This is a genomic window from Synechocystis sp. PCC 6803 substr. PCC-P, assembly GCF_000284455.1.
GTDB lineage: Bacteria > Cyanobacteriota > Cyanobacteriia > Cyanobacteriales > Microcystaceae > Synechocystis.
In genome coordinates this window covers 1946301-1972548 of record NC_017039.1, presented here as the reverse complement: position 1 = coordinate 1972548, position 26248 = coordinate 1946301, and the positions used below count along the sequence as shown (strand labels likewise).

23 protein-coding genes and 2 pseudogenes are annotated in these 26248 nt (G+C 45.7%); 7 read left to right on the top strand and 18 right to left on the bottom strand.

From position 1 onward, the window contains the following. Positions 1-130: 130 nt before the first annotated feature. The 3 genes and pseudogenes from SYNPCCP_RS16905 to SYNPCCP_RS09365 all read right to left on the bottom strand — a co-directional run. Positions 131-391: pseudogene (locus SYNPCCP_RS16905) on the bottom strand (IS1 family transposase); the annotation flags it as partial. Between the two features lie 68 nt (positions 392-459). Then, the gene (locus SYNPCCP_RS17240; protein ID WP_010872994.1) at positions 460-912 is read right to left on the bottom strand and encodes a transposase; all 453 of its coding nucleotides are present in this window, start codon (positions 910-912) and stop codon (positions 460-462) included. Between the two features lie 59 nt (positions 913-971). After that, the gene (locus SYNPCCP_RS09365; protein WP_071822654.1) at positions 972-1460 is read right to left on the bottom strand and encodes an IS701 family transposase; all 489 of its coding nucleotides are present in this window, start codon (positions 1458-1460) and stop codon (positions 972-974) included. 92 nt (positions 1461-1552) lie between these two features. On the opposite strand from SYNPCCP_RS09365, the gene SYNPCCP_RS09360 reads away from it, so the two are divergent. Next, positions 1553-2569 carry an IS4-like element IS4Sa family transposase gene (locus tag SYNPCCP_RS09360; RefSeq protein ID WP_010872992.1) on the top strand — a complete coding sequence of 339 codons (1017 nt, stop codon included), beginning with the start codon at positions 1553-1555 and terminating at the stop codon, positions 2567-2569. Here the strand turns inward: SYNPCCP_RS09360 and SYNPCCP_RS17135 are convergent. Both SYNPCCP_RS17135 and SYNPCCP_RS09355 read right to left on the bottom strand, forming a co-directional pair. Further along, entirely contained in the window at positions 2533-2940 is a 408-nt protein-coding gene (locus tag SYNPCCP_RS17135; RefSeq protein ID WP_010872991.1) for a transposase, read from the bottom strand. The genes SYNPCCP_RS09360 and SYNPCCP_RS17135 overlap by 37 nt on opposite strands. A gap of 150 nt (positions 2941-3090) precedes the next feature. Further along, positions 3091-4053 (bottom strand): hypothetical protein, encoded by a 963-nt coding sequence (locus SYNPCCP_RS09355; RefSeq protein WP_010872990.1) that lies wholly within the window; start codon positions 4051-4053, stop codon positions 3091-3093. 349 nt (positions 4054-4402) lie between these two features. On the opposite strand from SYNPCCP_RS09355, the gene pruA reads away from it, so the two are divergent. The 3 genes from pruA (at position 4403) to SYNPCCP_RS09340 (ending at position 10816) form a co-directional block, all read left to right on the top strand. Continuing rightward, the gene (gene pruA / locus SYNPCCP_RS09350; RefSeq protein ID WP_010872989.1) at positions 4403-7375 is read left to right on the top strand and encodes an L-glutamate gamma-semialdehyde dehydrogenase; all 2973 of its coding nucleotides are present in this window, start codon (positions 4403-4405) and stop codon (positions 7373-7375) included. Positions 7376-7571: 196 nt separating this feature from the next. Then, positions 7572-8036: a hypothetical protein gene (locus SYNPCCP_RS09345; protein ID WP_010872988.1), complete on the top strand. Its 465-nt coding sequence runs from the start codon at positions 7572-7574 to the stop codon at positions 8034-8036. Further along, complete coding sequence (locus SYNPCCP_RS09340) at positions 8036-10816, top strand: ParA family protein (RefSeq protein ID WP_020862307.1); 2781 nt, start codon at positions 8036-8038, stop codon at positions 10814-10816. Before SYNPCCP_RS09345 ends, SYNPCCP_RS09340 begins: the two co-directional genes overlap by 1 nt. 159 nt (positions 10817-10975) lie before the next feature. Here SYNPCCP_RS09340 and SYNPCCP_RS09335 read toward each other — a convergent pair whose 3' ends face one another. The 3 genes and pseudogenes from SYNPCCP_RS09335 to SYNPCCP_RS09325 all read right to left on the bottom strand — a co-directional run bounded on the left by SYNPCCP_RS09335 (position 10976) and on the right by SYNPCCP_RS09325 (position 12082). Next, the gene (locus tag SYNPCCP_RS09335) at positions 10976-11155 is read right to left on the bottom strand and encodes a hypothetical protein (RefSeq protein ID WP_010872986.1); all 180 of its coding nucleotides are present in this window, start codon (positions 11153-11155) and stop codon (positions 10976-10978) included. 297 nt (positions 11156-11452) lie between these two features. Further along, positions 11453-11836: pseudogene (locus SYNPCCP_RS17645) on the bottom strand (DUF29 domain-containing protein). Positions 11837-11920: 84 nt separating this feature from the next. Further along, positions 11921-12082, bottom strand: a complete 162-nt coding sequence (locus tag SYNPCCP_RS09325; RefSeq protein WP_010872984.1) for an ABC transporter — start codon at positions 12080-12082, stop codon at positions 11921-11923. A gap of 359 nt (positions 12083-12441) precedes the next feature. Between SYNPCCP_RS09325 and cimA the strand changes: the two genes are divergently transcribed. Continuing rightward, positions 12442-14085, top strand: coding sequence for a citramalate synthase (cimA, locus tag SYNPCCP_RS09320; RefSeq protein ID WP_010872983.1), 1644 nt, complete (start codon positions 12442-12444; stop codon positions 14083-14085). Between the two features lie 110 nt (positions 14086-14195). Here cimA and ddpX read toward each other — a convergent pair whose 3' ends face one another. The 10 genes from ddpX to gghA form a co-directional block, all read right to left on the bottom strand. After that, positions 14196-14939: a D-alanyl-D-alanine dipeptidase DdpX gene (ddpX, locus tag SYNPCCP_RS09315; protein ID WP_010872982.1), complete on the bottom strand. Its 744-nt coding sequence runs from the start codon at positions 14937-14939 to the stop codon at positions 14196-14198. 78 nt (positions 14940-15017) lie between these two features. Further along, entirely contained in the window at positions 15018-15281 is a 264-nt protein-coding gene (gene rpmA, locus SYNPCCP_RS09310) for a 50S ribosomal protein L27 (RefSeq protein ID WP_010872981.1), read from the bottom strand. A gap of 107 nt (positions 15282-15388) precedes the next feature. Next, a complete protein-coding gene (gene rplU / locus SYNPCCP_RS09305) occupies positions 15389-15763 on the bottom strand; it encodes a 50S ribosomal protein L21 (RefSeq protein ID WP_010872980.1) in 375 nt (124 codons plus the stop codon). A 271-nt stretch (positions 15764-16034) separates the two neighbouring features. Continuing rightward, positions 16035-17261 (bottom strand): hypothetical protein, encoded by a 1227-nt coding sequence (locus tag SYNPCCP_RS09300; RefSeq protein WP_010872979.1) that lies wholly within the window; start codon positions 17259-17261, stop codon positions 16035-16037. A gap of 78 nt (positions 17262-17339) precedes the next feature. Then, complete coding sequence (locus SYNPCCP_RS09295; RefSeq protein WP_010872978.1) at positions 17340-17831, bottom strand: DUF4079 domain-containing protein; 492 nt, start codon at positions 17829-17831, stop codon at positions 17340-17342. Positions 17832-17958: 127 nt separating this feature from the next. Continuing rightward, positions 17959-18300, bottom strand: coding sequence for a hydrogenase maturation nickel metallochaperone HypA (hypA, locus tag SYNPCCP_RS09290; RefSeq protein WP_010872977.1), 342 nt, complete (start codon positions 18298-18300; stop codon positions 17959-17961). Between the two features lie 149 nt (positions 18301-18449). Further along, complete coding sequence (locus tag SYNPCCP_RS09285; protein ID WP_010872976.1) at positions 18450-18800, bottom strand: DUF760 domain-containing protein; 351 nt, start codon at positions 18798-18800, stop codon at positions 18450-18452. Positions 18801-18905: 105 nt separating this feature from the next. Beyond that, on the bottom strand, positions 18906-19730 hold the full coding sequence (locus SYNPCCP_RS09280; protein WP_010872975.1) for an RNA methyltransferase: 825 nt from the start codon (positions 19728-19730) through the stop codon (positions 18906-18908). Then, the gene (gene glpK / locus SYNPCCP_RS09275) at positions 19711-21198 is read right to left on the bottom strand and encodes a glycerol kinase GlpK (protein ID WP_010872974.1); all 1488 of its coding nucleotides are present in this window, start codon (positions 21196-21198) and stop codon (positions 19711-19713) included. Before glpK ends, SYNPCCP_RS09280 begins: the two co-directional genes overlap by 20 nt. A 52-nt stretch (positions 21199-21250) precedes the next feature. Next, positions 21251-23908: a glucosylglycerol hydrolase gene (gene gghA / locus SYNPCCP_RS09270; protein ID WP_010872973.1), complete on the bottom strand. Its 2658-nt coding sequence runs from the start codon at positions 23906-23908 to the stop codon at positions 21251-21253. 240 nt (positions 23909-24148) lie between these two features. Between gghA and ggpR the strand changes: the two genes are divergently transcribed. Further along, entirely contained in the window at positions 24149-24421 is a 273-nt protein-coding gene (gene ggpR / locus SYNPCCP_RS17830) for a glucosylglycerol biosynthesis transcriptional repressor GgpR (RefSeq protein ID WP_041428185.1), read from the top strand. A 275-nt stretch (positions 24422-24696) separates the two neighbouring features. Beyond that, a complete protein-coding gene (gene ggpS / locus SYNPCCP_RS09260) occupies positions 24697-26196 on the top strand; it encodes a glucosylglycerol-phosphate synthase (protein ID WP_010872972.1) in 1500 nt (499 codons plus the stop codon). The last annotated feature ends 52 nt before the right edge of the window (positions 26197-26248 follow it).

Here is a 26248-nt window from a genome sequence, read left to right as displayed (position 1 = left end):
TGACCTTGGATTTATCTCCTCTTTTTTTGTGACTGTATTTGGCCAGTGGGATTAACTAGAGTCATGTTCACCGAGCCGGTTTTCAAAAGAACTAATAGGGTGAAAGCATTTGGACGTAGGGCTTAGATTTTTATTCAGGAGAGTTCCAAGAAAGTAATGAGAGGTGCCAGTCCTGCAGTAGTTCTATGTTACCATTGACCCTGAATTTGGCAAATATTGCCATGGTGATATCAACCATGTGGGCTGACCTGGATACAACTTTCGTGCGGCGATGAAATCTAGCAAACCAATGGCGATTATCTGAGTTGTTTCTCTCAATTCCTACTGTTTCTCTTTTGCTAATTATATGAAACGCATCGGGATGTTCATCCAGCAGTGGTTGATAGGGCTTCTAGTCATCTGATGTAGTACATAGTTGCTTTTTGGTGGCGGCCGTGGAGATATCCCTCTTTCATCAATCTAGGCAGAAGAAGAATAGAATGTATTCCATGAATTTAGCAAATACTTTAATCGATCTAGCTTATCAACCTTGTTGTAAAATTTAGTTAATTCATCCAAAACATGAGCAAATGGAAATACTTTTAACCACTTTTTGATAAGATTTATTGCATTAAATACAGAGATCACTAATCGTAGGTTGTTTAGCCATTTTTCTTTATCCCATTTTTCATGCTTTTGATGATACTTTGACGTTGAATTTAGAGTCGGATTAAAATTCTCATCATAAAAACAAATCATACAATATGCACACATCACTAATTCCCACCATTTTTGAATTTGCTCATAATGAGTTACCCTAAAATCTGCCCATCCTAATTCACTTTTGCATTGCTTAAATCCATATTCTATCCATGACCTTACTCCATATATTCTGCCAACTTCTTTATATTTAATATCTGGTATTCGAGTCATTACAAACCATCCTGCTTTTTCCTCCTCTTTTTCTGTTTCTGTTTTAATTTCCCAATATCTTATTGCGCTTTTTTGCCATAAACTATTTCTCTGATATACCTATCTTCCTGTTTTCTATCCCATCTTATGTGTTCAAACCTCCTCCACTTATTTGCCCTTACTTTAGCTTCCTTTGGAAGCCAGACCCCATGATTACTCCGGATTCCCACTGCATATTCTATTTTTAATTCCTCTACAGCACTGATAAAATTGCTATGGCTTTCTCCATATAAGCTATCTGACACTACTCTTTTTATTTTAAAACCACTTTCTTCTAGTTCTTTTATTATCTCTACTGCTAATTCCGGCTTTGTTTTATACTTATCTCCCTCTTTTAATCTTTCTTTTGGTTTAAATACTTTTGATTCTAGAGGAAACGTTACTCCATCGCAGTAACCATAGGCATTTACTGACACTATACCGCTTTCTATTTTTCCTAAATTTTCAATATATTGTCTTTTTACATAATCTGTTGTTTTCCCTTTTTTGGGGTCTCCTGTTTCATCTATTATTACAGAAGTGTTGAACGATAGTGATAAAGAGAAAAAAAGCTCTTTAAAATGATAGAATAAAGGGCAGAAATATTAGAATAATTGAAGCGATGATATCAAATTTTGGACATATTGTCAAAACTTATCTATCTAATTTTCCTAAAGATGACTACCCAGTATTAGACACATTTAAGTTTGTGAGTATCTGGTTAGGATTAGTGTTAGACCAGAGCCAGACAAGCATGAGGAGTATGTTTAAAAGACTGAACTTACGAGGAGAGACAGTCGATATATCTACATTCTCAAAGGCAAGCAAAAAAAGGGATGTGGGAGTTTTTAGAGAAATAATATTTTCCTTAAAAAAGGAATTGTCGAAAAGGAAGGAAATTAAGCAGGGAGAATTAGAAATATTTCCTCTCGATTCAACCATTGTCAGCATAACTAGTAAGTTGATGTGGAACCTTGGATTTCATCAGGTAAAAGTATTCAGTGGGATTAACTTATCAACAGGGATTCCGGGGGGAATAGTAATTCACTTTGGACAAGGTCATGATAATAAATATGGGAATGAAACAATAGAAGAGACTCCAGAAAATGGAGTAGCAGTAATGGATAGAGGATTTTGTGACTTACAGAGAATCAAGAGATTACAAAAGGAGAATAACAAATATCATGTATTAAGAATAAAGAATAATATAAAGCTAGAAAAATTAGCCAATGATAACTATATGGTTGGAACTGAAAAGAATAAAATAGAGAGTAGAGTGGTAATATTCACCCATGATAATTCAGAGTTTAGATTGGTTACAAATTTACCTATAGAAAGTAAAGAAATAGAAGGAGTTAGTGATGAAAAAATAGCAGAAATTTATAAAAAAAGATGGCAAATAGAATTGTTATGGAAATTCTTAAAAATGCACTTAAAGCTGAATAGACTGATTGCCAAAAATGAGAATGCAATTGGGATTCAAATCTATACCTATATAATTGCTTATTTAATACTAAAATTACTGGTAATCCCAAAAGAAGCAGGTACAACAATGTTAGACAAACTATGTTATTTACAGGCTTTCATGTGTGAAAAAATAAGCTATGTACACTGGCTAAGGGAGTTAGCACTAAGGTGATGAATTTGCTTTGCTGTAGGATTATTCTGTCTATTTTTAGGTCGTACATAAGTGCCATTCAACGATTCTGCTATTATTACTATTATTTCTCTTCCTTCTAAAACTTCTAAGATAATATTTAATCTTCTTTTTTCTAATTCTTTTAATTCCCAAGGAGAATCTGTCATAAAATGCAGTAGTCCCTGTTCATTTTTCAATCCTAGTGATGATGCTATTGCAGGTAAACTCTTTCTTTTTATATCACTTAATATTCCCACAATGATATATTTAAATGACTCATAAGACCTCACTTCTAGAAATATATCTTTATACAGTTCACTATATGTGTCTACACACTGTACTGTCTTTTTCGCCTCTCTTGTCTTTGTCATTCTCCCTCCGCGCTTTTCAGCCTTTTATCTCCATTTTAATTCCCTCAGTCTGACGGAAGAGGGATACAAAATATCTGTCACCCTTATTGCGAAGCCCAAATCATTTTAGTGGAGATAATTTGGGCTTGATTTTTTCTTTGGAAATGGGCTCTAGCAAGTGCTACCTTGGGCATCAAAAATAGTCCCAAATGACTTATAGCACCTGTTTCCTGAAAAATTAACAGGAATAGTCGTTGAGTAAACATCGGGTTTCAATGTCGCAACACCTTTAATAAATACTTGAATGGGCTGATTAGAAATTGCCAATGGAACATCAATGTGGACAGTCCGACCAAGGGTTATATTTCCGGAACTTTTTACCACTGGTAGATCAACAAAAGCCCCACCTAGATACTGTTTTTGAAAATACATCACCTGCATTTCCGCCACATAACCGGCTTGATTACTAAAACTAATACTTCTCGGCCCAGGCGTTCCACCAGTGAAAAATGTCCCAACTTTAGCAAATCCACGGCTATCACTCAAGGGAACATTATTAGCAATGCCCACTTGCCAGATTGTGCCCGATAAATCCACGTAATTTTTTGTGCCAGGGGAACCAATGTAGGCAATTTCTTTGACTTCCGGCAGTGCTTTTTCCACCGCCGCAATCGCCCCTCCTGTAACAGGTGCCACCGCTGCCAGAGTAATACAACCTGCACCGACTGAAGCCGCACAAACGAATGCACCACCCACGCCTGTCGCCACCCCGGCAAGGGTTCCAGCGGCAATTGTAATTGCTGAATTGGCTATGTCATGGCCAACAATTCTGACAACTGCCACACGGTTTGCCCCCTCAGTACAGGAACTAAACCCCAGTGTCACATCCTTCTTAGTATCTACGGGATTCCCAGTTACTTGATATTTTGAGTAGTCTTTGGCCTCTGTTGCATCTTTGCCGATGAAAACAATCGAGCCGGGGTCATACCAATCTACGTTTACCGAGAAAGCGCCGTTGTTAAATACACACTGTTTACCCGGGATTAATGTCTGGGCCTGGACTGAGGATGGTAGCAGCAATGGTAATGTGAACGTGGAAGCAAGTAAGCTTAGAACCGCTAATTTAACCGACATAATCCTTTCCTTCTAATTTTTGTTGAGGCAAATACTGTTTTTGTAGCATCCAAAAATTTTTGCCACACCCAAAAATTGAGCTTAGTCAACAAAGGATTGTCGGTTGATTTGGCTGAAAATTAGTTATGACAGGCATTTTGAGAAATCTATAATCATTCTACACACGTCATACTCTTATTTAAGGTATAAAAGCTCACTTTTTCGGCAATTTTCATTATGGAAATTTAGCTGTTCTTGAGAGAGACTAATTTTGCCATTTCATTAGGATGAAGAATCAGAGCATCACTTTCTGAATGTACAATGAAGGGTTGGGAATACCTTACCAAACAGATCGCCCAGAAGATAAGCCATGGTTGCACAAATCGATTCACAACAACAGTATGAACAGGCCACCCAGGCGATCGCCAAGGAACTATTAGCCCAGACCAGGGAGAAAAGATCGCTGTGGGACAAAATTGGCGATAATCTGCGGCTCGATGACAAGTTGCTGGATTGGACCATGGGTCATCCTGGATTGCGGGTGCAATTGTTCAAATTTATCGACTGTCTGCCAGCGTTGCAGAGTAACAGTGAGATTGCCAACCATCTCCAGCAGTATATGAGCGAAGAGGAGGTGGAATTACCAGAAGCACTGAAAAAATTGTTGAATTTTGCCGATGCCCACTCGACGCCGGCCCAGATTGCAGCGGGAACGGTGAGTAAAGCGACGGAACAGTTGGCTTTTAAATACATTGCTGGGGAAACGATCGCCCAGGTGATCAAAACAGTGGAACGGCTCCGCAAGGAAAAAATGGGCTTTACCATTGATTTACTGGGGGAAGCGGTAATTACGGAATCGGAGGCGGCGGAATATTGGCAAAATTATTTGGACCTGATGGCCCAGTTATCCCAGCAAGCCAAATCCTGGTCGAAGGTGCCCCAAATTGATCAGGCAGACGGGGAAATATTGCCCCAGGTGCAGGTATCGGTAAAGTTAACGGCTTTTTATTCCCAGTTTGATCCCCTGGACCCCGCAGGTAGTAAAGCCAAGGTTTGTGAGCGGATTCGGGAATTGTTGCGGCGAGCCCAAGAATTAGGTGTCGCTGTTCACTTTGACATGGAGCAGTACCACTACAAAGACCTGATTTTAAATATTCTCAAGGAATTGTTAGTGGAAGAAGAGTTCCGCTCCCGCACCGATGTGGGCATTACCATGCAGGCCTATCTGCGGGATTCGACCGAAGATTTGGAAGCATTAATTCCCTGGGCTAAACATCGGGGTTATCCCGTGACTGTGCGCTTGGTGAAAGGAGCCTATTGGGATCAAGAAACCATCAAAGCCCAACAGAATCATTGGCAAATTCCGGTTTATGTGGAAAAAGCCCAAACCGATGCCAACTACGAGCGCATGACTCGGCTATTACTGGAAAACCACGAATATTTGTACGCCGCCATTGGTAGTCATAATGTCCGTTCCCAAGCCCTGGCCTGTGCGATCGCCGAAGAGTTGAATATTCCCAAACGTCGTTATGAAATGCAGATTCTTTACGGCATGGGAGAACCCCTGGCCCGGGCCATTGTTAAACGGGGTCATCGGGTGCGGGTCTATGCACCCTACGGTCGGCTGTTACCGGGGATGGCTTATTTAATCCGACGCTTATTGGAAAATACTGCTAACAGTTCTTTTCTACGCCAAAACCTAGAAGAGCGGCCCATTGAAGAATTAATTGCTCCGCCCCAAGTTAAAGGCATTAATGACCTACCCACCAAGGGTTATGGCAACGCTCCCGACACCGATTACGCCGATGCTGATTTACGCCAGCAAGCATTTCAAGCCCTAACCAGGGTTAAACAACAATTGGGCAAAACCTATCTGCCCTACATTAACGGCGAGTACGTGGAAACGGCTAACTACATTGATTCCGTTAATCCCTGTCGTCCATCCCAGGCGATCGGGAAAGTGGGGTTAATCAGTGTTGAACAGGCAGACCATGCCCTGGAAATAGCCAAGGCTGCGTTTCCTGCTTGGAAAAAAACTCCAGTACGGGAACGGTGTGGCATTCTCCGCAAAGCGGCAGACATTATGGAAGAGCGTCGCCATGAGTTAAACGCCTGGATTTGTTTGGAAGTGGGCAAAATTATTCCCCAAGCTGATGCGGAGGTGTCCGAGGCGATCGATTTTTGTCGCTACTATGCCGATGAAATGGAACGGCTAGACCAAGGCGTTAACCTCGATATTCCCGGTGAAACCAACCGTTATTTCTATCAACCCCGGGGCATTGCCCTAGTGATTTCCCCCTGGAATTTCCCCATGGCGATCGCCGTTGGTATGACGGTGGCGGCGTTGGTGACGGGCAATTGTACGTTACTAAAACCAGCGGAAACTTCCACGGTAATTGCGGCTAAAATTGCGGAAATTCTTATTGCAGCGGGGGTTCCCCCTGGGGTCTTCCAATATGTACCTGGTAAGGGGTCGGTGGTGGGTTCCCACATGGTCAATCATCCCGACGTACATTTGATTGCTTTCACTGGCTCCAGGGAAGTGGGCTGTCGCATTTACGCCGATGCCGCTTTGGTACAACCAGGACAAAAACACCTCAAACGGGTAATTGCAGAAATGGGCGGCAAAAACGCCATCATCGTTGATGAAAGTGCGGATCTCGATCAAGCGGTGGCCGGGGCAGTGTATTCCGCCTTTGGTTACACGGGCCAAAAATGTTCTGCCTGTTCCCGGGTGGTGGTGCTTTCCCCCGTACACGATGCCTTTGTGGAGCGGTTTGTAGAGGCAACCCGTTCCCTCAATGTGGGCCCCACCGATGACCCCAGCACCCAGGTTGGTCCGGTAATTGATGCCAAGGCCCAAGCCCGCATTCAGGAATACATCGAACAGGGTAAGGCGGAATGTGAATTGGCGATCGCCTGTGATGCTCCTAGTGAAGGCTATTTCGTCGGTCCCACGGTGTTCAAAAATGTTGACCGCCATGCCACCATTGCCCAGGAGGAAATTTTTGGTCCAGTGGTAACCATTATTCGGGCGGCCAATTTTGACGAAGCGTTGGAAATTGCCAATGGTACCGACTACGCTTTAACGGGGGGTCTCTATTCCCGTACCCCAGATCACATTAATCGTGCCGCGGCGGAGTTTGAAGTAGGCAATCTTTACATCAACCGCACCATCACCGGGGCGATCGTTTCCCGCCAACCTTTTGGGGGGTTCAAAATGTCTGGGGTTGGTTCCAAAGCGGGTGGACCAGATTATTTGTTACAGTTCTTAGAACCACGCCATGTAACGGAGAATATTCAACGGCAAGGATTTGCACCAATTGAGGGGGCAGATCAGTAAATAAGTAAATGAATAAGAAAGGCAAAATTGTACAGGGTTCTTGAGTCATCGGGGTCCTGCTTCAAATTATTACGTATTATAGGGTGTTAGTTGGTTGATTGAAGTTCTCTTTAGTCGCCACTACTACATCGTAGTAATTTCAATAAAAATCCGACAAGACTTCTATTAACCGAGAGACAAGTGATCAATTAAAATTATGGCTTCCGTACCATTTACAGACAGAGAAATGCAGAAAGCATGGCGAAACAATCTCCAGGCATCTACTCATTGTTCACGCACTAATGCCCATAGACTTTTATTATTTTATTCAATAGAATGTGGACTCAAAGCAGTTTTGATGAAACGACAATCTGCATCCTGCACAAGCTTTTGTGATGAAATTACAGAAGCACAGCACAATATTAATAAATTGCTAGACTATTTAAGTGCAGCACCGTCTCTAAAGTTATCAGCATCTCTTCAAATGGAGCCCATTCAAATCAAAGGTAAAAAGATTGAGCGAAAGATAGATGCGGGAAAAATCAATCAGGCGTGGCGATATGGCGGATGCTTGATTGATACTGTCAATAGCAGTTCTTCATTGAGGACAATAGAAGACGATAAACTGGAAAAGCAGTTGATGTGTATATCAGAGTGGATTCGACAGGAGCTAAATTCGTAATGAGATCTTTGAAATATTTGACTTGGCTAGATGTTAAAAGATTTATTCGTAAAATTACTTTCAATGGAGAAAAACTGCCAGATTGTATTAATTCGATTTCATGCTTTTCTGATGCACTAGAAATTGGGATTCCAAATTTGAACTGTATAGAGGCTGCTCAAGGAATTTTAACTAAGTGGTTTCAAGACTGGTATCAGCTAGATCAGAATCTTATTCGCTTAGATCTTGGCGATGCAGCTTTGCCTATTGAGTTTTATGAAAATGAACCTTCACAATTTGATATTTCAGGTTTTATTCGTCCTTTCTGGCAGGAAATTGCATATATAAGCAGTGATTCAGATAGTAATATTGATTTAGTTAAATTAACTTCGAAATTTCATTTTCCAGAAACTGCTTTATCATCGCCAAAGATCATTGCATTTTATTCTTTCAAAGGAGGTGTTGGTAGGACGTTACATTTGGCCTCTTTCTTATTTGCTCTTTTAGAAGCATCTAAAGAACACAATAAAAGAATCACTGTTTTAGTAGTAGATGCGGATTTAGAAGCCCCAGGATTAACCTATTGGGATAAATCAGAAAAACAACGACCTGCAATTTCCTTTATTGACTTTTTGGAAGCTTATCACTACACTCCTATTGATCGTCAAGAAACTATTGTGCTATTAGCAGAAGAGATTAAGAAAACTCCTAGATATGAAGAGGGATCAACCTTTTATTTTTTGCCAGCTTGCTTGAGTAATGAACAACTTTTAGATACTCCAGTCTTACCCGAGCATTTGGCTCGAAGTCCTGAAGGTGAATGGTCTTGTGGAAATGCTCTTCATCAGTTAGGAATAGCATTATCCGCAGATTATGTTCTAATAGATTTGCGGGCAGGCTTAAGCGAAATTTCGAGTCCTATCATTTTTGACCCCAGAATTCAGCGTTTCTTTGTAACGACAGCTACAGAACAATCTACTGCTGGTATGAGCCTCGTTTTAGAGCAAATTAGTCATATTGCTCCCTCTGAAGAAGAGATTAGTAGTGGAAAATTTTATGATCCATCAATAATTATTAGTTTTCTAACTCCTGAATTAAAAAAGCTTTCTGCCTTTGAGAATTCTTTAGAAAAATTCAACTCTGCTTATAATCCTGGTGATCAGTCCGATGATGAAAATTTATATTCTGCAAGATTAGAAATTAAGGAAACAGACTTTACTCAAGAGTTACTTTATGTTAATTCTTGGGAGGAAGCAAAAAATAAATTAGCTTCAACTTCAGTGATGAGAATTGCAAGGGAATGGGCTGCATCTCAATTAACAGAAGACCCTCAGATTTCAAGTGCAGATCTCACAATTGACAATTCTCTAGAATCAGTTCGTAATTTTAGAAAGGTGTGTAAACAGTATGAATTTGCAGAAAGTGGTGAAGGAGAAAGTTTATTAGTCACTGAATCTTTGAAAAATTTAGCAACGACTTTTCGTAATGAATTACCTCGTGTAGTTTCGATTGGAGCTAAGGGAGCTGGAAAAACGTTTATATATGTTCAACTTTCTAGATTAAAATACTGGGAAACATTTCTAAGGCGTGCAACAAGAGACTTAGCTGAAATCGAACCAAGGACTCACATCTTTCCCCTACTTCAGTCAAGTACATTGAGGGATGCGGCAGAAAATATTGTCAGAGAGGCCAGGGCGTCAACTCAGAAAGCTTTGTCTGATTCTATGCTTGAATTTTATCACTCAGATTTTCAGGACAGCATCAAAAGTTTTCTTGAAAAGTCTAGCAGTGAACCAGAGTGGACAAGATTTTGGATTCAGCAAATATCTAAGTCGGTTGGTTTATTACAGAATAATGATTCTTCAAGTTTGCTAATCTTAAACGATTATTTAAAGCAAAAAAATGTTCGCCTTATTTTTTTGTTTGATGGATTAGAGGATATTTTTGCAGAGGCTGTAGTAGATTCAGGGCAACAAATTGCGTTAAGAACGTTAATTAATTTGCCCAAGAGACTAAATGAAATTAGACAGGCTAACTTTGGCTTAATCATTCTTCTGAGACGTGATTTTTTAAGATACTCAGTTACACAAAACCTCGCACAATTTGAAAGCCTTTATAGTCCTTACGACTTATCTTGGGATGCAGACTCATTTTTAAGATTGGCTTATTGGGTTTGTAGTCAAGCTTCTGTGATTGGTGCCAACGAAGAAGTCTTGGATAGTTTGAGTCGAGAAGAACTGGTTACCAGTTTAGAAAATTTATGGGGAAAAAAATTGGGAAAAGATACTGGAAAAGAGGCGCATACCGCGAATTGGATTTATGCAGCATTGTCAGATTTCAAGGGGCGCTTACAAGCGAGGGACATTGTTCGACTCCTCTATCATGCTGCACATATCACTATCGATAGAAGTGGAGAAGTTCAATTTGAGCGTTGGTCTGAAAGCCGTCTTCTGCCGCCTCAAGCAATTAGACGAGCAATAGAGCCTTGCAGCAAAGATAAAGTTAGCGAAGTCAAAGAAGAGTATCCCGAATTTAAAAAATGGGTTGACATTGTAGAAACAGAATACACACCAGAGCAGAAACGTGCACCTTTTACTTTGGATGCGTTATCTATCAACCAAGCAACCATTAGAATGCTGGAAGATATAGGTGTGATTTATGAAGATAGAGGTAAAGATGACATTGCACGTTACTACATGCCGGAGATATATCGGTCAGGTCTTGGGTTTACTCTAGAGAAAGGAGCCAGACCTCGTGTATTAGTCTTGAAACGAAAAGCACTAGGGGCAGATATCTTTTAAATAGAAGACAACTTTTGCAAAACTATTGAAAAACATTTGAATTACATCAAACGAACTGCATTATGAAAATCACCCATACTTCTTGAAAAAAAATTGAAGATCTGATTGAAAACTTAGCTGATTTATACGGAATGTTTACCCAAGATGAAGTACTGGGAATCAGGCAGTGATTGTTTCCCCCTGCAAAAAATCCTGTAGTTGTTGATCGTGGTCGTGACTTAATGCTCCCAACGGTAAATCTTTCACCGCAAAAGCTTTGACCTCGGATACTTCCTGGCGATCGCCAATGAGCAAATCACCTTGCGCTTTAACCACCAGGGAAATGGTGACGGAGTGCATACGGGGATCTCTGTCGGGACTGGAATAGACCCCAAGCAGGCGATCGATTTTTATCAACCGTAAACCGCTTTACCAGGGACCTGGCTCCATCTGTCAGTACATCTCGCAGCGCCACATAATTAGACCGTCCTTCTGCTTGGTGGCCAATCATGTACTTTTTGCCTAAATTTGACCCCCGGATCATCACGTCCGACATAGGAATCCCAATTGAGAACCGACATTCATTAGCTTACTCAACAAACTCCCAACCCTTAACACCCGTAACAAACCGTTACCCCGGACCGACACAATTGATGATTAATCACCCAGGGAAACCACACGATGCAACACTTCATCAATGCCATAGGGACAGGTATCAGGCAGAGCCAAACCCGTTTCCTTAAATCCATCGGCCCGGGCGGCAGGATAAATTTTTGATAGGGATTCATTAATCAAATAGCGTTTTAGGCTAGGACTATCTTTCAAGTAGAGATCGATATTTGCTCTTTCTTACTCTATTGTTCCTTGCCAACTGCGAGAGCGCCGTTTTGGCTGATAATCCCACTTCAGCAAATGATGGACAATCAACCGCAGACTACTCAGAAGGCGATCCCTTTCTCGCTTCGACAAATCCCGTACCTCTTCCACCAAATTTTCAATATCAAGTTCCGTAAATTTACCCGATTGGAGCAAATCGGCCATGGTTTCTGCCCATTGGCTATAGTCTTTTTCATACAGCTGATCGATTTTAATGTTGTCCATGGATGTTTGTGCTTGAATCTTATTTTACAGGGTTATTTCTAACAAAATCTCTAGCTCCAAATGGACCACCACCGCAAACGCTAAGCAGACATACATTCCCGATGAAGAGCATTTTATCTGCGTATCGAGAAACTTTTCCACCTCCGCAAAATCGACAATTTCGTCCGCGCCAACCGAAGAAGCCATTAATGCGGGCTCCCCCTCTTGAAGACCCTTCCGCTTAATCTCCTAATAGAAAAGAAACTGGTTAATATCGGTTTGTTTCAAATCCAGTAACTACATAATCCTCTCCGTGGCCAAATCCTGGAACTTATTCGTCAGTATGGTCTCAATCACACTTGAACGTCGCTTGAATTCTCCCTCCGTCGGCACACTATCTACTATCTAATAAAGCTTTACCCATCGGCTGAGAGTTAAATTTGGTCAGCCAAAGTCTTGATACCAAGATGGAACAAACTTTAAAATTTTTGCCCAGGAATAGTAAAAAGTTAATCTAGAATTAGGGTAGCAGGATTTTTGTCCGTATCCCTCACCATCCATCGCCCATGGCTACCAAGAAAACTTCCCTTTGGCTCTACGACACCACCCTCCGAGACGGGGCCCAAAGGGAGGGAATTTCTTTGTCGTTGACCGATAAATTGACCATTGCCCGCCGTTTGGATCAATTGGGTATTCCCTTTATTGAGGGAGGTTGGCCCGGAGCCAATCCTAAGGATGTGCAGTTTTTTTGGCAATTACAGGAAGAGCCCTTGGAGCAGGCGGAAATTGTGGCCTTTTGCTCCACTCGTCGCCCCCACAAAGCGGTGGAAACAGACAAAATGCTCCAGGCGATTCTCTCTGCTGGAACCCGCTGGGTAACCATTTTTGGCAAGTCCTGGGACCTCCATGTGCTGGAGGGATTACAAACTAGCTTGGCGGAAAATTTAGCTATGATCAGCGACACGATCGCCTATCTACGTAGCCAAGGGCGGCGGGTGATATACGATGCCGAACATTGGTTTGATGGCTATCGAGCTAATCCAGATTATGCCTTGGCAACCTTAGCCACAGCCCAGCAGGCCGGGGCAGAATGGCTCGTGATGTGTGATACCAATGGGGGTACTTTACCGGGGCAAATCAGCGAAATTACCACTAAAGTTCGACGGAGTTTAGGACTGGACGGTCAATCCGATCGTCAACCCCAACTGGGTATCCATGCCCACAACGACAGTGGCACAGCGGTGGCCAATTCCCTCCTGGCGGTGGAGGCTGGAGCGACTATGGTTCAGGGCACCATCAATGGCTACGGAGAGCGCTGTGGCAATGCTAATCTCTGCACTCTGATTCCCAATTTACAACTGAAACTCGATTACGATTGCATTGAACCGGAAAAGCTAGCCCATCTCACTAGTACTAGCCGTTTAATCAGTGAAATAGTCAACCTGGCCCCCGATGACCATGCTCCTTTTGTGGGGCGATCGGCTTTTGCCCATAAGGGCGGAATCCACGTCTCGGCAGTGCAACGTAATCCCTTTACCTATGAGCATATTGCCCCGAATTTGGTTGGTAATGAACGGCGTATTGTGGTGTCAGAACAAGCGGGGTTGAGCAATGTTTTATCTAAAGCGGAGTTATTTGGCATTGCCCTAGATCGTCAGAATCCCGCCTGCCGCACTATTTTGGCAACCCTCAAAGATTTAGAACAGCAAGGTTACCAATTTGAAGCAGCGGAGGCCAGCTTTGAACTGCTTATGCGTCAGGCCATGGGCGATCGCCAACCCCTATTTTTAGTGCAGGGCTTCCAAGTACACTGTGATTTGCTGACCCCGGCGGAAAATCCTGCTTATCGCAATGCCTTAGCCACGGTGAAAGTAACTGTTAATGGGCAAAATATCTTGGAAGTAGCGGAAGGCAATGGCCCCGTCTCGGCCCTAGACCAAGCTCTGCGTAAAGCCTTGACCCGTTTTTATCCCCAAATTGCCGATTTTCACCTGACTGACTACAAAGTACGGATTTTAGATGGAGGGGCCGGCACGTCCGCCAAAACCCGTGTCCTCGTCGAATCCAGCAATGGCGATCGCCGTTGGACCACTGTAGGAGTATCGGGCAATATTTTAGAAGCTTCCTATCAGGCGGTGGTGGAAGGCATTGAATACGGCCTGCGCTTATTAACCTGTGGGCTAACTAATCAAGAGGCGATTTCCAGTTAATATCTGCTTGTTAGAATTTTAAAAAATCTGTTGCTCAAGTTTTAATTTATTCTTCAACATTTTCCGAGATTAAATAAACAAATTAAAGCTTTGTAAACAAAATTTGAACATCATTCAACCCGGCCGTAGTAGGCGATCTTTTGGTGGTCTGGATGTCGTTGATTATATTGCCATGCCCAGAGTTGATCCCCTTGGGAAAAATGCCACCATTCCCCCGGATGCCGCAGAAACCCGGCGCTTTCCATGATGGTATTTAAGAGTTCTCGTCGTCTTTGATATTGCTCAAATTCTTTCCTTTGGCGATCGCTATTCGGTTCCACTGTTTGATAATAATTGGGCAGGGAACGGGCTGATAATTCGTCAATTTCTCCCCCCATATCCACAGGTTGCCCTAAGTCATCCAGCAACGTTATGTCCAGAGCTGCTCCCGTGCTGTGGGGCGGAGGGGTGAGGGGATTATTGTTGGGAACGGCCCAAATTTGATAAACCTGGTGATAAATATTTTCCTTTTGTTCGGGGGTTAAAACTTGGCCTTGTAAGCCATCTCTCGCCACAATTTCGGCAAAAGTGTGATCCACCATAAACTGTTGAACGGCGATCGGGCGGTAAGCATCAAATACTAAAATCTCCCAGCTCGGCTCAATGTCAGCCAAGGTCAACCGAGCCTGATCCAATCTTTTTAAAACTCCAGTACGCAATACGTAAGGCGATCGCCCTTGGTAATCCGCTCCTACTTGTGCGTAGGGATGGGGTTTAAGCGATTTAACGCCTTCAAGATTGATGGGGGCGAGGGGTTCACCACAATCTTGGATGGGAATAGCAAGATAGGGTTTGAGCGGGGTATCAAAGGACATCGAAGCTGAGTTACAGGGGTAAAAACAGTAAATCCCCCAGAATTTGGAGGATTTTAAGCATTCTAACTTGATGGAAGTTTATTCAGCAGTGGCGGGATAAACACTCACTTTGCGGCGGCTTCTGGTTTTATGCTCAAACTTAACCACACCGTCAATCAAAGCGAAAAGGGTGTCATCTTTGCCCCGGCCGACGTTGTTGCCGGGATGAACTTGGGTACCCCGTTGACGCACGATGATGCTGCCAGCGGTAACGGTTTGACCACCGTAGCGTTTGACTCCCAAGCGTTGGGCGTTAGAATCGCGACCGTTCCGGGTACTCCCCGTTCCTTTCTTATGGGCCATGGTTATTAATGTCTCCTGTTAATGGTTAACAAATTTTTTTCAGGCTAGCCAGCGAGTTCTGATTGTACCCGACCTACAATACTAGCCAAATTTGACTGGTTGTTGTCTTAACCAGCCACCACTGGGGTTTTAGCATCCACTTCGAGGGCCTCGGCGATCGCCGTGCCGTTGACGGAGATGGATTTCACCAATAGGCGGGTGAGCTCTTGGCGGTGACCCCGTTTTTTGCGGGTTTTCTTTTTGGGTTGCATTTTGTAGACGATGACTTTGCGACCCCGACGGTGGGAGAGAATTTCCCCTTCTACAGTGGCTCCAGCGACGTAGGGCTGGCCAATGGTGACATTGTCTCCGTCTTTGACTAGCAACACCTTATCGACCACATAGCTGTCTTCCGGTGCGGCGTCGAGGTGGTTAATCTCGTAAAAACGGCCGGGCTCAACCCGAATTTGGGTTCCCCCAATTTCAATAATGGCGTAACTCATAATTTATTTGCGTAAATTGCCGTACAGGTATGCCGCCGTTAAGTTTTCTGGTTTATTTGAGGAACTTGTTAACTCTGCCCCCTAAATCCCCCAACGTTGGGGGACTTTGAAATTGATCCCCCCCAGAATTGGGGGGCTAGGGGGGCATTACAAACAGATCCTAGGGAAACAACAGAAAAATATTAAGCTCTGGCATTTTTGGGTAATGGTTGTCGTAACCTGATCCGAGCGGGATAGTTGACAAGCGATCTTCTATTTTCTAAGTTGCTAGCTATTTTGTCAAACTCATCCTAACTGGTGTTTGCTGGACCGCAATTTGTTCTGCCACCAACTCGGCCATGGCGATCGCCGCCCCGGATTGGCCCCGCACCTGTTGTAATTGTTGACGTATCTGGGTTAACTGTTCAGGATGGTCTAACCAGGGCGTTAATTGACTAGCCACCCCCATTGGCGTTAGATCCCCCATCAATTCCGGCACAATTTCCCGACCAGCCCAGAGATTGGGCCAAGCAAAGAGACGTTTTTTCTTGGCAATGAGGTAATTAATCAGGCGGGTGGATTGTTGTCCCACCCAGGGAATGCGAGCAATTAATCCTGGTAAACCGTCCAAATGCTTCAGCGCTTCCGTGTGTTGGGTAGGCAATAAAATCACCATGGGGATGCCCAAAGCTCCCAGTTGAGCGGTGTTGGCCCCCACAGTGGTTAGGGCGAAGGTCAATTTTTTCAACTCCGTCAGGGCGGGAAATTGGCGACAAATATCAATTCTTAATCCCGTTGCTGCCAACAAATAGGATTCTTGCCCCTCTTTTTCCATTACTTCTATTTCAATATTGCCCATGGAACTAACCAAGGGGTTGGTTTTGACCTGTCCGTAGCTCTGCAATTGCTCCAAATCTACAGTGGGCGCCAAAAAAAGCACAAATCGGCATTGGGGATGGGTTTTCTGTAACTCCACGGCGATCGCCACTTCCAGGGGCACTCCCTGGGTCAGTTTAGTTGCCTTAGAACCGGGCAGGAGACCGATTAAAGGTTTTGCCGATGGACCTACCGGAGCGTCGGCGGCATCAACATCCACCATCAAATCCCCCACGACGGTGGCTTTTGATCGATAAATTTCGGGTAAAGCTTGGCGTACTTGTTCATTCATCACCCCAAAGGCATCAATCCACCGGGGCCAGCGGGCATCCCACTCGGCATAGACCACGGAACGATAGCCCAACCGTTTGGCGATCGCCAGGGCAAAAAACTGATCTCCCCCCAAAAAAAGCACCACCCCTTGGGAATGCCAGGACCATGACTCGGCCGTTTTCCCCCAGAGCAAGAAATTCCAAAAATGTTCACTACTCTGCACCCGGTCCACTTCTGGATAGCTACGCACCACCTCCGCTTCCCTACCCATGGCATGGGGACAGGGGGAAAGCATCACCGAAATCCTCAGGTGGCTGTAGCCCAAAAGTTGACGCAAAGCCTGCACAACAGGACGAACCCAGGTGGTCACTTCCCCTGGGCCATTGGACAGGATTAAAACGTCAACGGGATTGGTTAATACGGGCAAAGTTTGCAAAACAGTAACAACCTAGGAGCCCAATTTGCTGATAATTCTTTGGACAATTTCCACCCCAGTGAAAGCTTGCCAACCAAATAAACCAATCAATGTGATATTTAGGGTGATGTGGGTTAAGCGGGCTGTTTCATTACCCTTTTGCATCCAGGGCACCAACGCCGCCGCCGTAGCGATTAAACCAATCATGGCGAGACCAACGAGTAAGTGGGGACCGACAAACAGCTTGCCATTGTTGATATAGGTAACCGCCATGCCGCCAATGGTCCCCAACACCATTAGGGAAAGTAGGAGAGAGCCGAGGATAAAGTGTTTACCCTTAACATCTTTTTGGAGCAACTCCTTCCGTTTTTCCGGTTCTGCGGAGCGAATTTGTCGGGACTGGAAGCCCAGCCACATGGCGTACACCGAAGTGAAGAACAACGCCCACATCATAATGGGGTGGCCAAATTGGCTATAAATTTTAATCGGTTCAGGAATCTCAAGGGCCAGTAGAGGAAACATCATTTTAATTAAGTTGATGATTGGTCGTAGTTAATACAGCTTGGAAAAAATCTAACTACGGTTGCTTAAAGAAATTTAACACAGCCCATGGTGACAGCGGTTCCTCCCCCGGTTAGGACTTGGCCCATGCTCAACTCAGTTCTAGGGATGCTAGTTCCAACTGTTTGCCATCCATTACTGTTTGGCTAATCTGGTCGCAGTGGGGACAGCGGTAAATCCAATCCTCTGGCTGAAAATTTTCGTGGCAGTGTTGGCAACGACAGGTAACGGGAATTTCTTCAATTTCCAATCTCGCCTCGGCGGCCATGGTATTTTGTCGCACCACTTCAAACGCAAACCGTAGGGCATCGGCCACCACCCCAGACTGTTGCCCCACCCGCAGGGTTAAACGATGGATTTGGCTGGCTCCATGGTCTTCCGCCTGGGCAATGGCGATCGCCAAAGTTTGCTCCATCAGACTAACTTCGTGCATATGATTAACTCTGGGTAGTTCATTTTCCAGACAGGGCAATCCCAGAACAATGCGGCGGAAAACCAAAACTTAGAAGCAAAATCTAGCTATTCTTTAGGGTGCCTGCAGAGGCTTTGATCTGGACAGATCCCACCTCATAGAACTCGGTGTTAGTATTCGGTATTCTCGTTGCTGTTGCTGCTACTTTTAAAAGCTTGTTCAAATCCTAACCTTTGCTCGGCGTTGCGAAGAAAATAGCCACTCATCATGGCGGAGGCTAAAAGACGGCCCAAATTTTCCCGGCTAGTGCTGATGGTTACCCCAAAGTGCTCCGGGGGTAAATTTCCCAACAGACCGATAATGTTGCGCTCCATCACCTGAAACACTTCCTGGGAATCGGGGCGAGATAATTGGGCAATGGTTTCGGGGCTTAATTCTTGAACGTATGTCCACAAACTATCTTTGCCTGGGGCTTCATTGCCAGCGAATAACGGTTGGGGACGTTGGGGTTCATGGGTCACAGTGGATCTCCTCTTCTAGTAATGGAACTCGATTTGGGATTGATTCCGATGGGATAAACACAATGTAACAATTTCAGGAAAAAACCGGAGGGCAAAGAACCGAACTTACCCTGGTGTTGATGCCGCCCATTGTTGTCGCCGAGCTTCGTAGAGCATTACCCCGACGGCGATCGCCACGTTGAGGGATTCCACCTGGGGAGCCTGGGGAATGGCCACTTGATGGGTGGTTAGTTCCAGCACGGGAGCGCTGAGCCCTTGGCCTTCACTACCAAAAATGACTATGGTGGGCCGCTGAAAATCAATTTCCCAGAGAGTTTGGGTTGCCTGGGGAACGGTGGCAATGAGTTGTAATCCCTGGGTGTGAAATTTTTCCAAGAGTGGCGGCAAAGATTGCAGTTGTTGCTGGGGCAAAAGCAAGCTACTACCGGCGGAGGAGCGCAAGACCTTTGGGCTGGTGGGATCAACGCAGTCAGCGGTTAACCAAATTCCTTCCACTCCGGTGGCGGCGGCGGTTCTAAGAATAGTGCCCAGGTTACCTGGATCCTGTAATCTTTCCAGCACTAGGCCTAACCGAGCATGGGGGGGCGGCGATCGCCAAAATTGATCCATGGTTAAAGTTGCTACCACGCCGTCGGGATTAACGGTGCTGGCCATTTTTGCCAAAACTTCCCCACTGACCAAATAACTGTGGACAGACTGGGCCATTAGGCGATCGGCCAAGACGGGATTTTTTTCCTGCCACATTGCGGTGAAACAGCCATGGTTAAAGCCTTTGCCCTGGGCTAAGGCCACTTCGAGCAAATGGGTGCCTTCCAGCAAAAGTTGACCCTGTTGTTTCCGTCCCTTGGTTTGGTGCAGTTGGCGCAATTGTTTAACCAGGGGGTTTTGGGTGCTGGTGATGGAAGCAATGTCACTGGTCAACGGATACACCTTCCTGAATACGCATGGGCAGAAATTGAAGACAAATTAAGCTTATCGTCCCGTGGTGGAAGGTTCGGAAAAACCTAATTTGAAGCTGATTCCACCCAATTTTTAGCCCGGCTCCAAAGGCGGCTCCCTGGGCCGTGGCATCCAACACCGCAGGCCGTTCTACGGGAATGCCTAAAACATCCGCTTGGCATTGCATCAAAAAGTCATTGTTACAGGCTCCTCCATCTACTTTCAGTTGTTGAATGGGGGCGGGACTATCCTGGTTAATGGCCTCCACCACTTCCCGGGCTTGGAAGGCGATCGCCTCTAGAACCGATCTGACTAGATGGGCTTTAGTTACCCCTGCTGTTAAGCCAAGAAAAGCGCCACAGGCATTCATGTCCCAATGGGGAGCCCCCAAACCACTTAGGGCCGGCACAAAGTAAACGCCGCCATTGCTATCCACACTGCGGGCTAGGCTTTCACTGGCCGCCGCTGATTCAATTAAACCCAACTTATCCCGTAGCCATTGCACACAGGAACCAGCAGTGAACATACTTCCTTCCAAGGCGTAATCCCTTGTCAAGCTTTTGTCTCGGTTGGTTTGGGTCCAAGCCACAGTGGAAAGTAAGCGATGTTGGGAACGGGTTACCGTTTGCCCCGTATTCGCCACCAAAAAAGCCCCCGTGCCGTAGGTACATTTCAGCAATCCTGGGCGATCGCAGCCGTGGGCATAGAGGGCCGCCTGTTGGTCACCAAAAATGGCGGTAATGGGAATTTCTACCCCCAGAATTTCCGGGTCGGTAACGCCGAAGTAACTCAAACTAGGTTGCACCTCCGGCATAATCTGGGCGGGAATGGTGAATAAATCCAACAGCTTTTCATCCCAGATGAGGCTGTCTAAATTGAGCACCATAGTACGGCTAGCATTGCTGTGGTCCGTGCGGTGTACTTTACCCCCAGTTAAGTTCCAGAGGGCCCAGCTATCAATGGTGCCCGCCAACAGATTAGCTGGATCGACACTCTTACTCTGTTTAACCCAATCCAATAACCAATGGAGTTTGGTGCCCGAAAAATAGGCATCTAACACGAGGCCGGTGCGCTCATAAATTTCGTCCACGTAGCCCGCCGCGGTTAATTCTCCACAAAAGTGAGCAGTGCGTCGATCCTGCCAGACAATTGCCGGATGGAGGGGTTGGCCAGTGGTCTTATCCCAGAGCAAACACGTTTCCCGTTGCACCGTTAGACCGATCGCCACAATTTGTTGGGGTTGGATAGCGGTTTTTTGCACCACTTCCTGCATGACTGTTTTCGTATCCCGCCAGATTTCCAGGGCATCGTGCTCCACCCAGCCAGCCTTGGGATAGAACTGGGTTAACTCTTTGTAAGCTTGCCCGACAATATTGCCTTCGTAATCAAACAAAATAGCTCGATTGCCGGTGGTGCCCAAATCCAGGGCCATTACATACTGATTATGTTTTGCTGTCATAGACGGTAACCTCCGAAAAATTAATCAAAAAAAATCCTTGCTCTGGTTGGCCCTAGCATTCCTTCTTCGAGCGACTGTTGCGCAAAATCACACCCTGGCCATCCCGCAACTCAAACACCCGTAACGAATCCGCCGTGGAATCCACATTCACCCCCGGGGTGGCGATCGCCACTTCCCATTCCTGCAAATCCAGTTGTAACCAGTCCCCCAAGGTAACAATGGCAGGATCTCCCTCCATATGGGTCACCATCACCACCTTTTCAGGATCATCACTGTGGGCTGTGGCGGGGTTAGTCCTGAGACCATAAAAAAGAGTGTGGTCATTTTCATGGATGCGGTTAAAGCGATCGCCGTCTTGGAGATTGTGGTGTAACCAGGGATGTTGCCGTCGGTAATTGCGCAATGCCAAGTTAAAACGACTTCTTTCTGGGTCCACTTGGTCGAAATGATAGGATACCCGACAAGCTTCGTGGCCATCTTCCATAAAAGCCCTAGCAAATTTTTTCAACTTCGGCACATCCAAACGGGTAACAAATTCCGGTTGTTCGGCATGTTTAAACTGACTGAGTAATTCCAGATCACAGGCCGCCGCGTCCCCATCTTCCTCAGGCTCATAGCCCAAACAATGGCGACAGGCCTTAGCTACCGCTTCGAGCTGAAAATCTTTTTTCACCATGGCATCGGCCACTGCCTTCATAAACCGTTGCAACAGTGCCAAATCTTTAAAACCCAGGGCCTTTAGTTGGGGAAATAGTTGGGGGTGCTGGTATAACTCCGGGGAAATTTGCCAATCGAGAAAACCCGCTTCTTCAAAAGCTACTTTCACGCCATAGCGTTCATCGGTGTTGCGGAAAAACCCCCAGGGACTGTGCATCATGGCATTTAAAAAATCCATCGGTAAGCCCGGGCAAAAACCATAGACCCACAATAAGGTGGCCGGATTGTCGTAGGCATTGTGCAACACTTCCGGCAAAGTTGTGCCCAAATTCCAGTTAATTTCCGAGTTATGGTGGTCAATTTGGTTACCCCGGCGCACCGTATCGTGGTTACCACAGCCAGTGATCCACCGATCGCCTTTGTACATCACCTCACAAACCCGTTCCCATTTCCGTTGCCAAAAACCCTTGAGGGAGGGGGTGTTATGGGCAAAAATTAGGGGACCCCACTGGTAGGATTCCGGCCGCAGCTCAATTAACTCCCTATAGGTGGATTTCTCTTCCCAACCGTCTTCGGGCCAGGGACGGCCATCTTCAAAAATAGTGAACAGTAACCGTTTACAACCTTGGATTTCCTGCACCACATCGCTCATAGCTAATAAATAGGCATCGTCCTGTTCCACCCGTCCCGTGAGGGGATTAAAAAAGCGGAAATCCTGGCCCCCATCCACCCGAATACCGTCGGCTCCGGTATTAATTTTGCGCCGTTGCATTTCCAACAAAATGGCCCGAACAATGGGCAACTGATGGTTCAAATCCTGGCCGTACATATTGGGGCCTTTAAAATATTGCCGATTGAGCAATTCCAACGCCTGGTTATCGGCATGGCCATAGACCAAATCGTAAATTACCTGAATGGGGCCGCTGGGAAAATTGTGCAACGTGGCAATCAAGTCCACCAATTCATCCGGGCGCAAAGTACCTAACACCGCAGGATTAGTGGCTCCGGAACCGAGAATGGGCACGTCATAGCCCCAATTTTGGGTATTGGGTTTGCGGAGGGTAACTTTGATTTTCTCTTCCACCACCACAGCCCCTTCTTCCACTTCTATTTCCTCCACCTCTTCCCCGGCAATGGAGAAAAATTCGTGGTCTTGGTTGAAATCTTCCAGGCGATATTCAATGGTGGGTTCGATGGGCAATAGTTGGATGGCGTCGTAGCCCAAATAATTCTGTTCCGCGTCGCTGAGGGGTTCGTGCCGGAGAATTTTTTCCCCCAGCCGTTGGTAAATTTTAGTGAGTCCCACCAGGGTGCCTTCCGGGGAAGCGGTATTGATGTGGATCTGCAAAATATTGGCCATGGCCCCCACCCGACAAATGGCCGCTTCGCTGTCTTCATCGGGATGCAAATTTTGATCCACAGGAATGGCCGGGTTAAGCACCGCCGCCCGCTGGGCCTTAAGCTGCTCCGGATCAAAGACATTTTCAGGATTTTCTTGGCAATGGTTCAGGGCAGCCGATCGCCGTAAATAATCTAAATCCGCCCGTTCCCTCTGCATTTTTTCCACATCGTACAGTTCCGCTGGGGCAAAAACACCGTAGGGCAGGGAATAGGTCAGGGGATCACGGATGACCAACGTGTTGGACAAAATGGAATCGTAATAGCGCAACCAATAGAAAGAACCAGCTTGATCTCTGGTGCCTGGCCGCATCCCCGACAGCACAGCCCAAACAAATTCCCCCTGTTGCGGCAATTCAATCCTTTCCCAACGAAACAAGCCAGTTTGTTCCGGCGCTTGGAAATCAATCTCCCCCAGGGGCGTAAACACCTCTAGGTAAATTAACTTTTCAGTAAAAGCCCCTTCCCCCGCTAACCGGGGCACCCAAAATCCCACTTGGGTTAGGCCATCCCCTTGGTAATGGCCCCCCAATTTTTTCACCACTTCCCGGGCCGCTTGGAAATAGTTCTCCGGCGATTCCGTGACACTCCGGGCCCAAGCCATTAGTTTTTCTGTTTCTTCTTCGACCAGATGGATACGATTCAATGTTTTCATACTGAAAAATAAGCTCAAAATAAGCTGAAATTGCTGGGGAGTAAGGGATTTTCAACTCTGTCATTGCTGACTTAGGGGGGCAAAAACAATGTCAATCCAGGGATAAATCCAGGCATATTAGTTCACACGTTTATTGTTTATCCCTAGGCGATCGCCGGGGGCAAAGCTCAATGTTATCAAAACTCCATAAAAAAACTGCAAAAATTATCCTGACTGAATGGAAGTCAAAAAGACTGGAAAATGGGATCAAACAACAAGAAAAAATCAATTTACCCTGCCCATGGCAATAGTTTTAAGGTTAACAAAAAAAATAGAATTTACCGCAATCGACGGGTAAATTTCCAGAGGATACCCCCAACTCCAGAAGCAGAAATCTTGCCAGAAAAGCTTTTTCTGTTACTATACTTAACAAGTAACTACTTTTTCCATAGTCCAGGGGCGGCTTTCCAAAAACCAGAGATTGGTGGCTTGCCGCTGCTGTTCTCCTCTGGAGTAAGGGGAAAAGGTAATTAGTGTTACGGCATTTTACTGACGGGTTAAGTAATCTTTAACAAAGATTTATGAGCCGTTACCGTAATTGCCCCCACAGGGGAACGCGATGTCTGTGGACTCGCCCAGGACGTAATCAATTTTTCTGTACCGATATTAGCGGTGAAAAGTTTTATTCAACGTACTAAAATGCCCCGGCGGGAATTAACTTGGGTTCCGGGAAGTCGGGTGCATTAGCCGTACTAGACTAACCCAATAGTTACTTTGTTTGATTCTTGATTTTGGAGACCGCTGATTTTATGAATTCATCCCTTGTGATCCTTTACCACCGTGAGCCCTACGACGAAGTTAGGGAAAATGGCAAAACGGTGTATCGAGAGAAAAAGAGTCCCAACGGGATTTTGCCCACCCTCAAAAGTTTTTTTGCCGATGCGGAACAGAGCACCTGGGTCGCATGGAAACAGGTTTCGCCGAAGCAAAAGGATGATTTTCAGGCGGATATGTCCATTGAAGGCCTTGGCGATCGTTGTACGGTGCGCCGGGTGCCCCTGACGGCGGAGCAGGTAAAAAACTTCTATCACATCACTTCCAAGGAAGCCTTTTGGCCCATTCTCCACTCTTTCCCCTGGCAGTTCACCTACGATTCTTCTGATTGGGATAATTTTCAGCACATTAACCGCTTATTTGCCGAGGCGGCCTGTGCCGATGCCGATGACAATGCATTGTTTTGGGTCCACGACTATAACCTCTGGTTAGCGCCCCTTTACATTCGTCAGCTCAAGCCCAACGCCAAGATTGCCTTTTTCCACCACACCCCCTTCCCCAGCGTTGATATTTTCAATATTTTGCCCTGGCGGGAGGCGATCGTAGAAAGCTTGCTGGCCTGTGATCTCTGTGGTTTTCATATTCCCCGCTACGTAGAAAATTTTGTCGCCGTGGCCCGTAGTCTCAAGCCGGTGGAAATCACCAGACGGGTTGTGGTAGACCAAGCCTTTACCCCCTACGGTACGGCCCTGGCGGAACCGGAACTCACCACCCAGTTGCGTTATGGCGATCGCCTCATTAACCTCGATGCGTTTCCCGTGGGCACCAATCCGGCAAATATCCGGGCGATCGTGGCCAAAGAAAGTGTGCAACAAAAAGTTGCTGAAATTAAACAAGATTTAGGCGGTAAGAGGCTAATTGTTTCCGCTGGGCGGGTGGATTACGTGAAGGGCACCAAGGAAATGTTGATGTGCTATGAACGTCTACTGGAGCGTCGCCCCGAATTGCAGGGGGAAATTAGCCTGGTAGTCCCCGTAGCCAAGGCCGCTGAGGGAATGCGTATTTATCGCAACGCCCAAAACGAAATTGAACGACTGGCAGGGAAAATTAACGGTCGCTTTGCCAAACTGTCCTGGACACCAGTGATGCTGTTCACCTCTCCTTTAGCCTATGAGGAGCTCATTGCCCTGTTCTGTGCCGCCGACATTGCCTGGATCACTCCCCTGCGGGATGGGCTAAACCTGGTGGCTAAGGAGTATGTGGTGGCTAAAAATGGCGAAGAAGGAGTTCTGATCCTCTCGGAATTTGCCGGTTGTGCGGTGGAACTACCCGATGCGGTGTTGACTAACCCCTACGCTTCCAGCCGTATGGACGAATCCATTGACCAGGCCCTGGCCATGGACAAAGACGAACAGAAAAAACGCATGGGGAGAATGTACGCCGCCATTAAGCGTTACGACGTTCAACAATGGGCCAATCACCTACTGCGGGAAGCCTACGCCGATGTGGTACTGGGAGAGCCCCCCCAAATGTAGGCGATCGCCAATGCCAGTTGTGGTCGGCGGATGGTAACCAAATAACCATTGT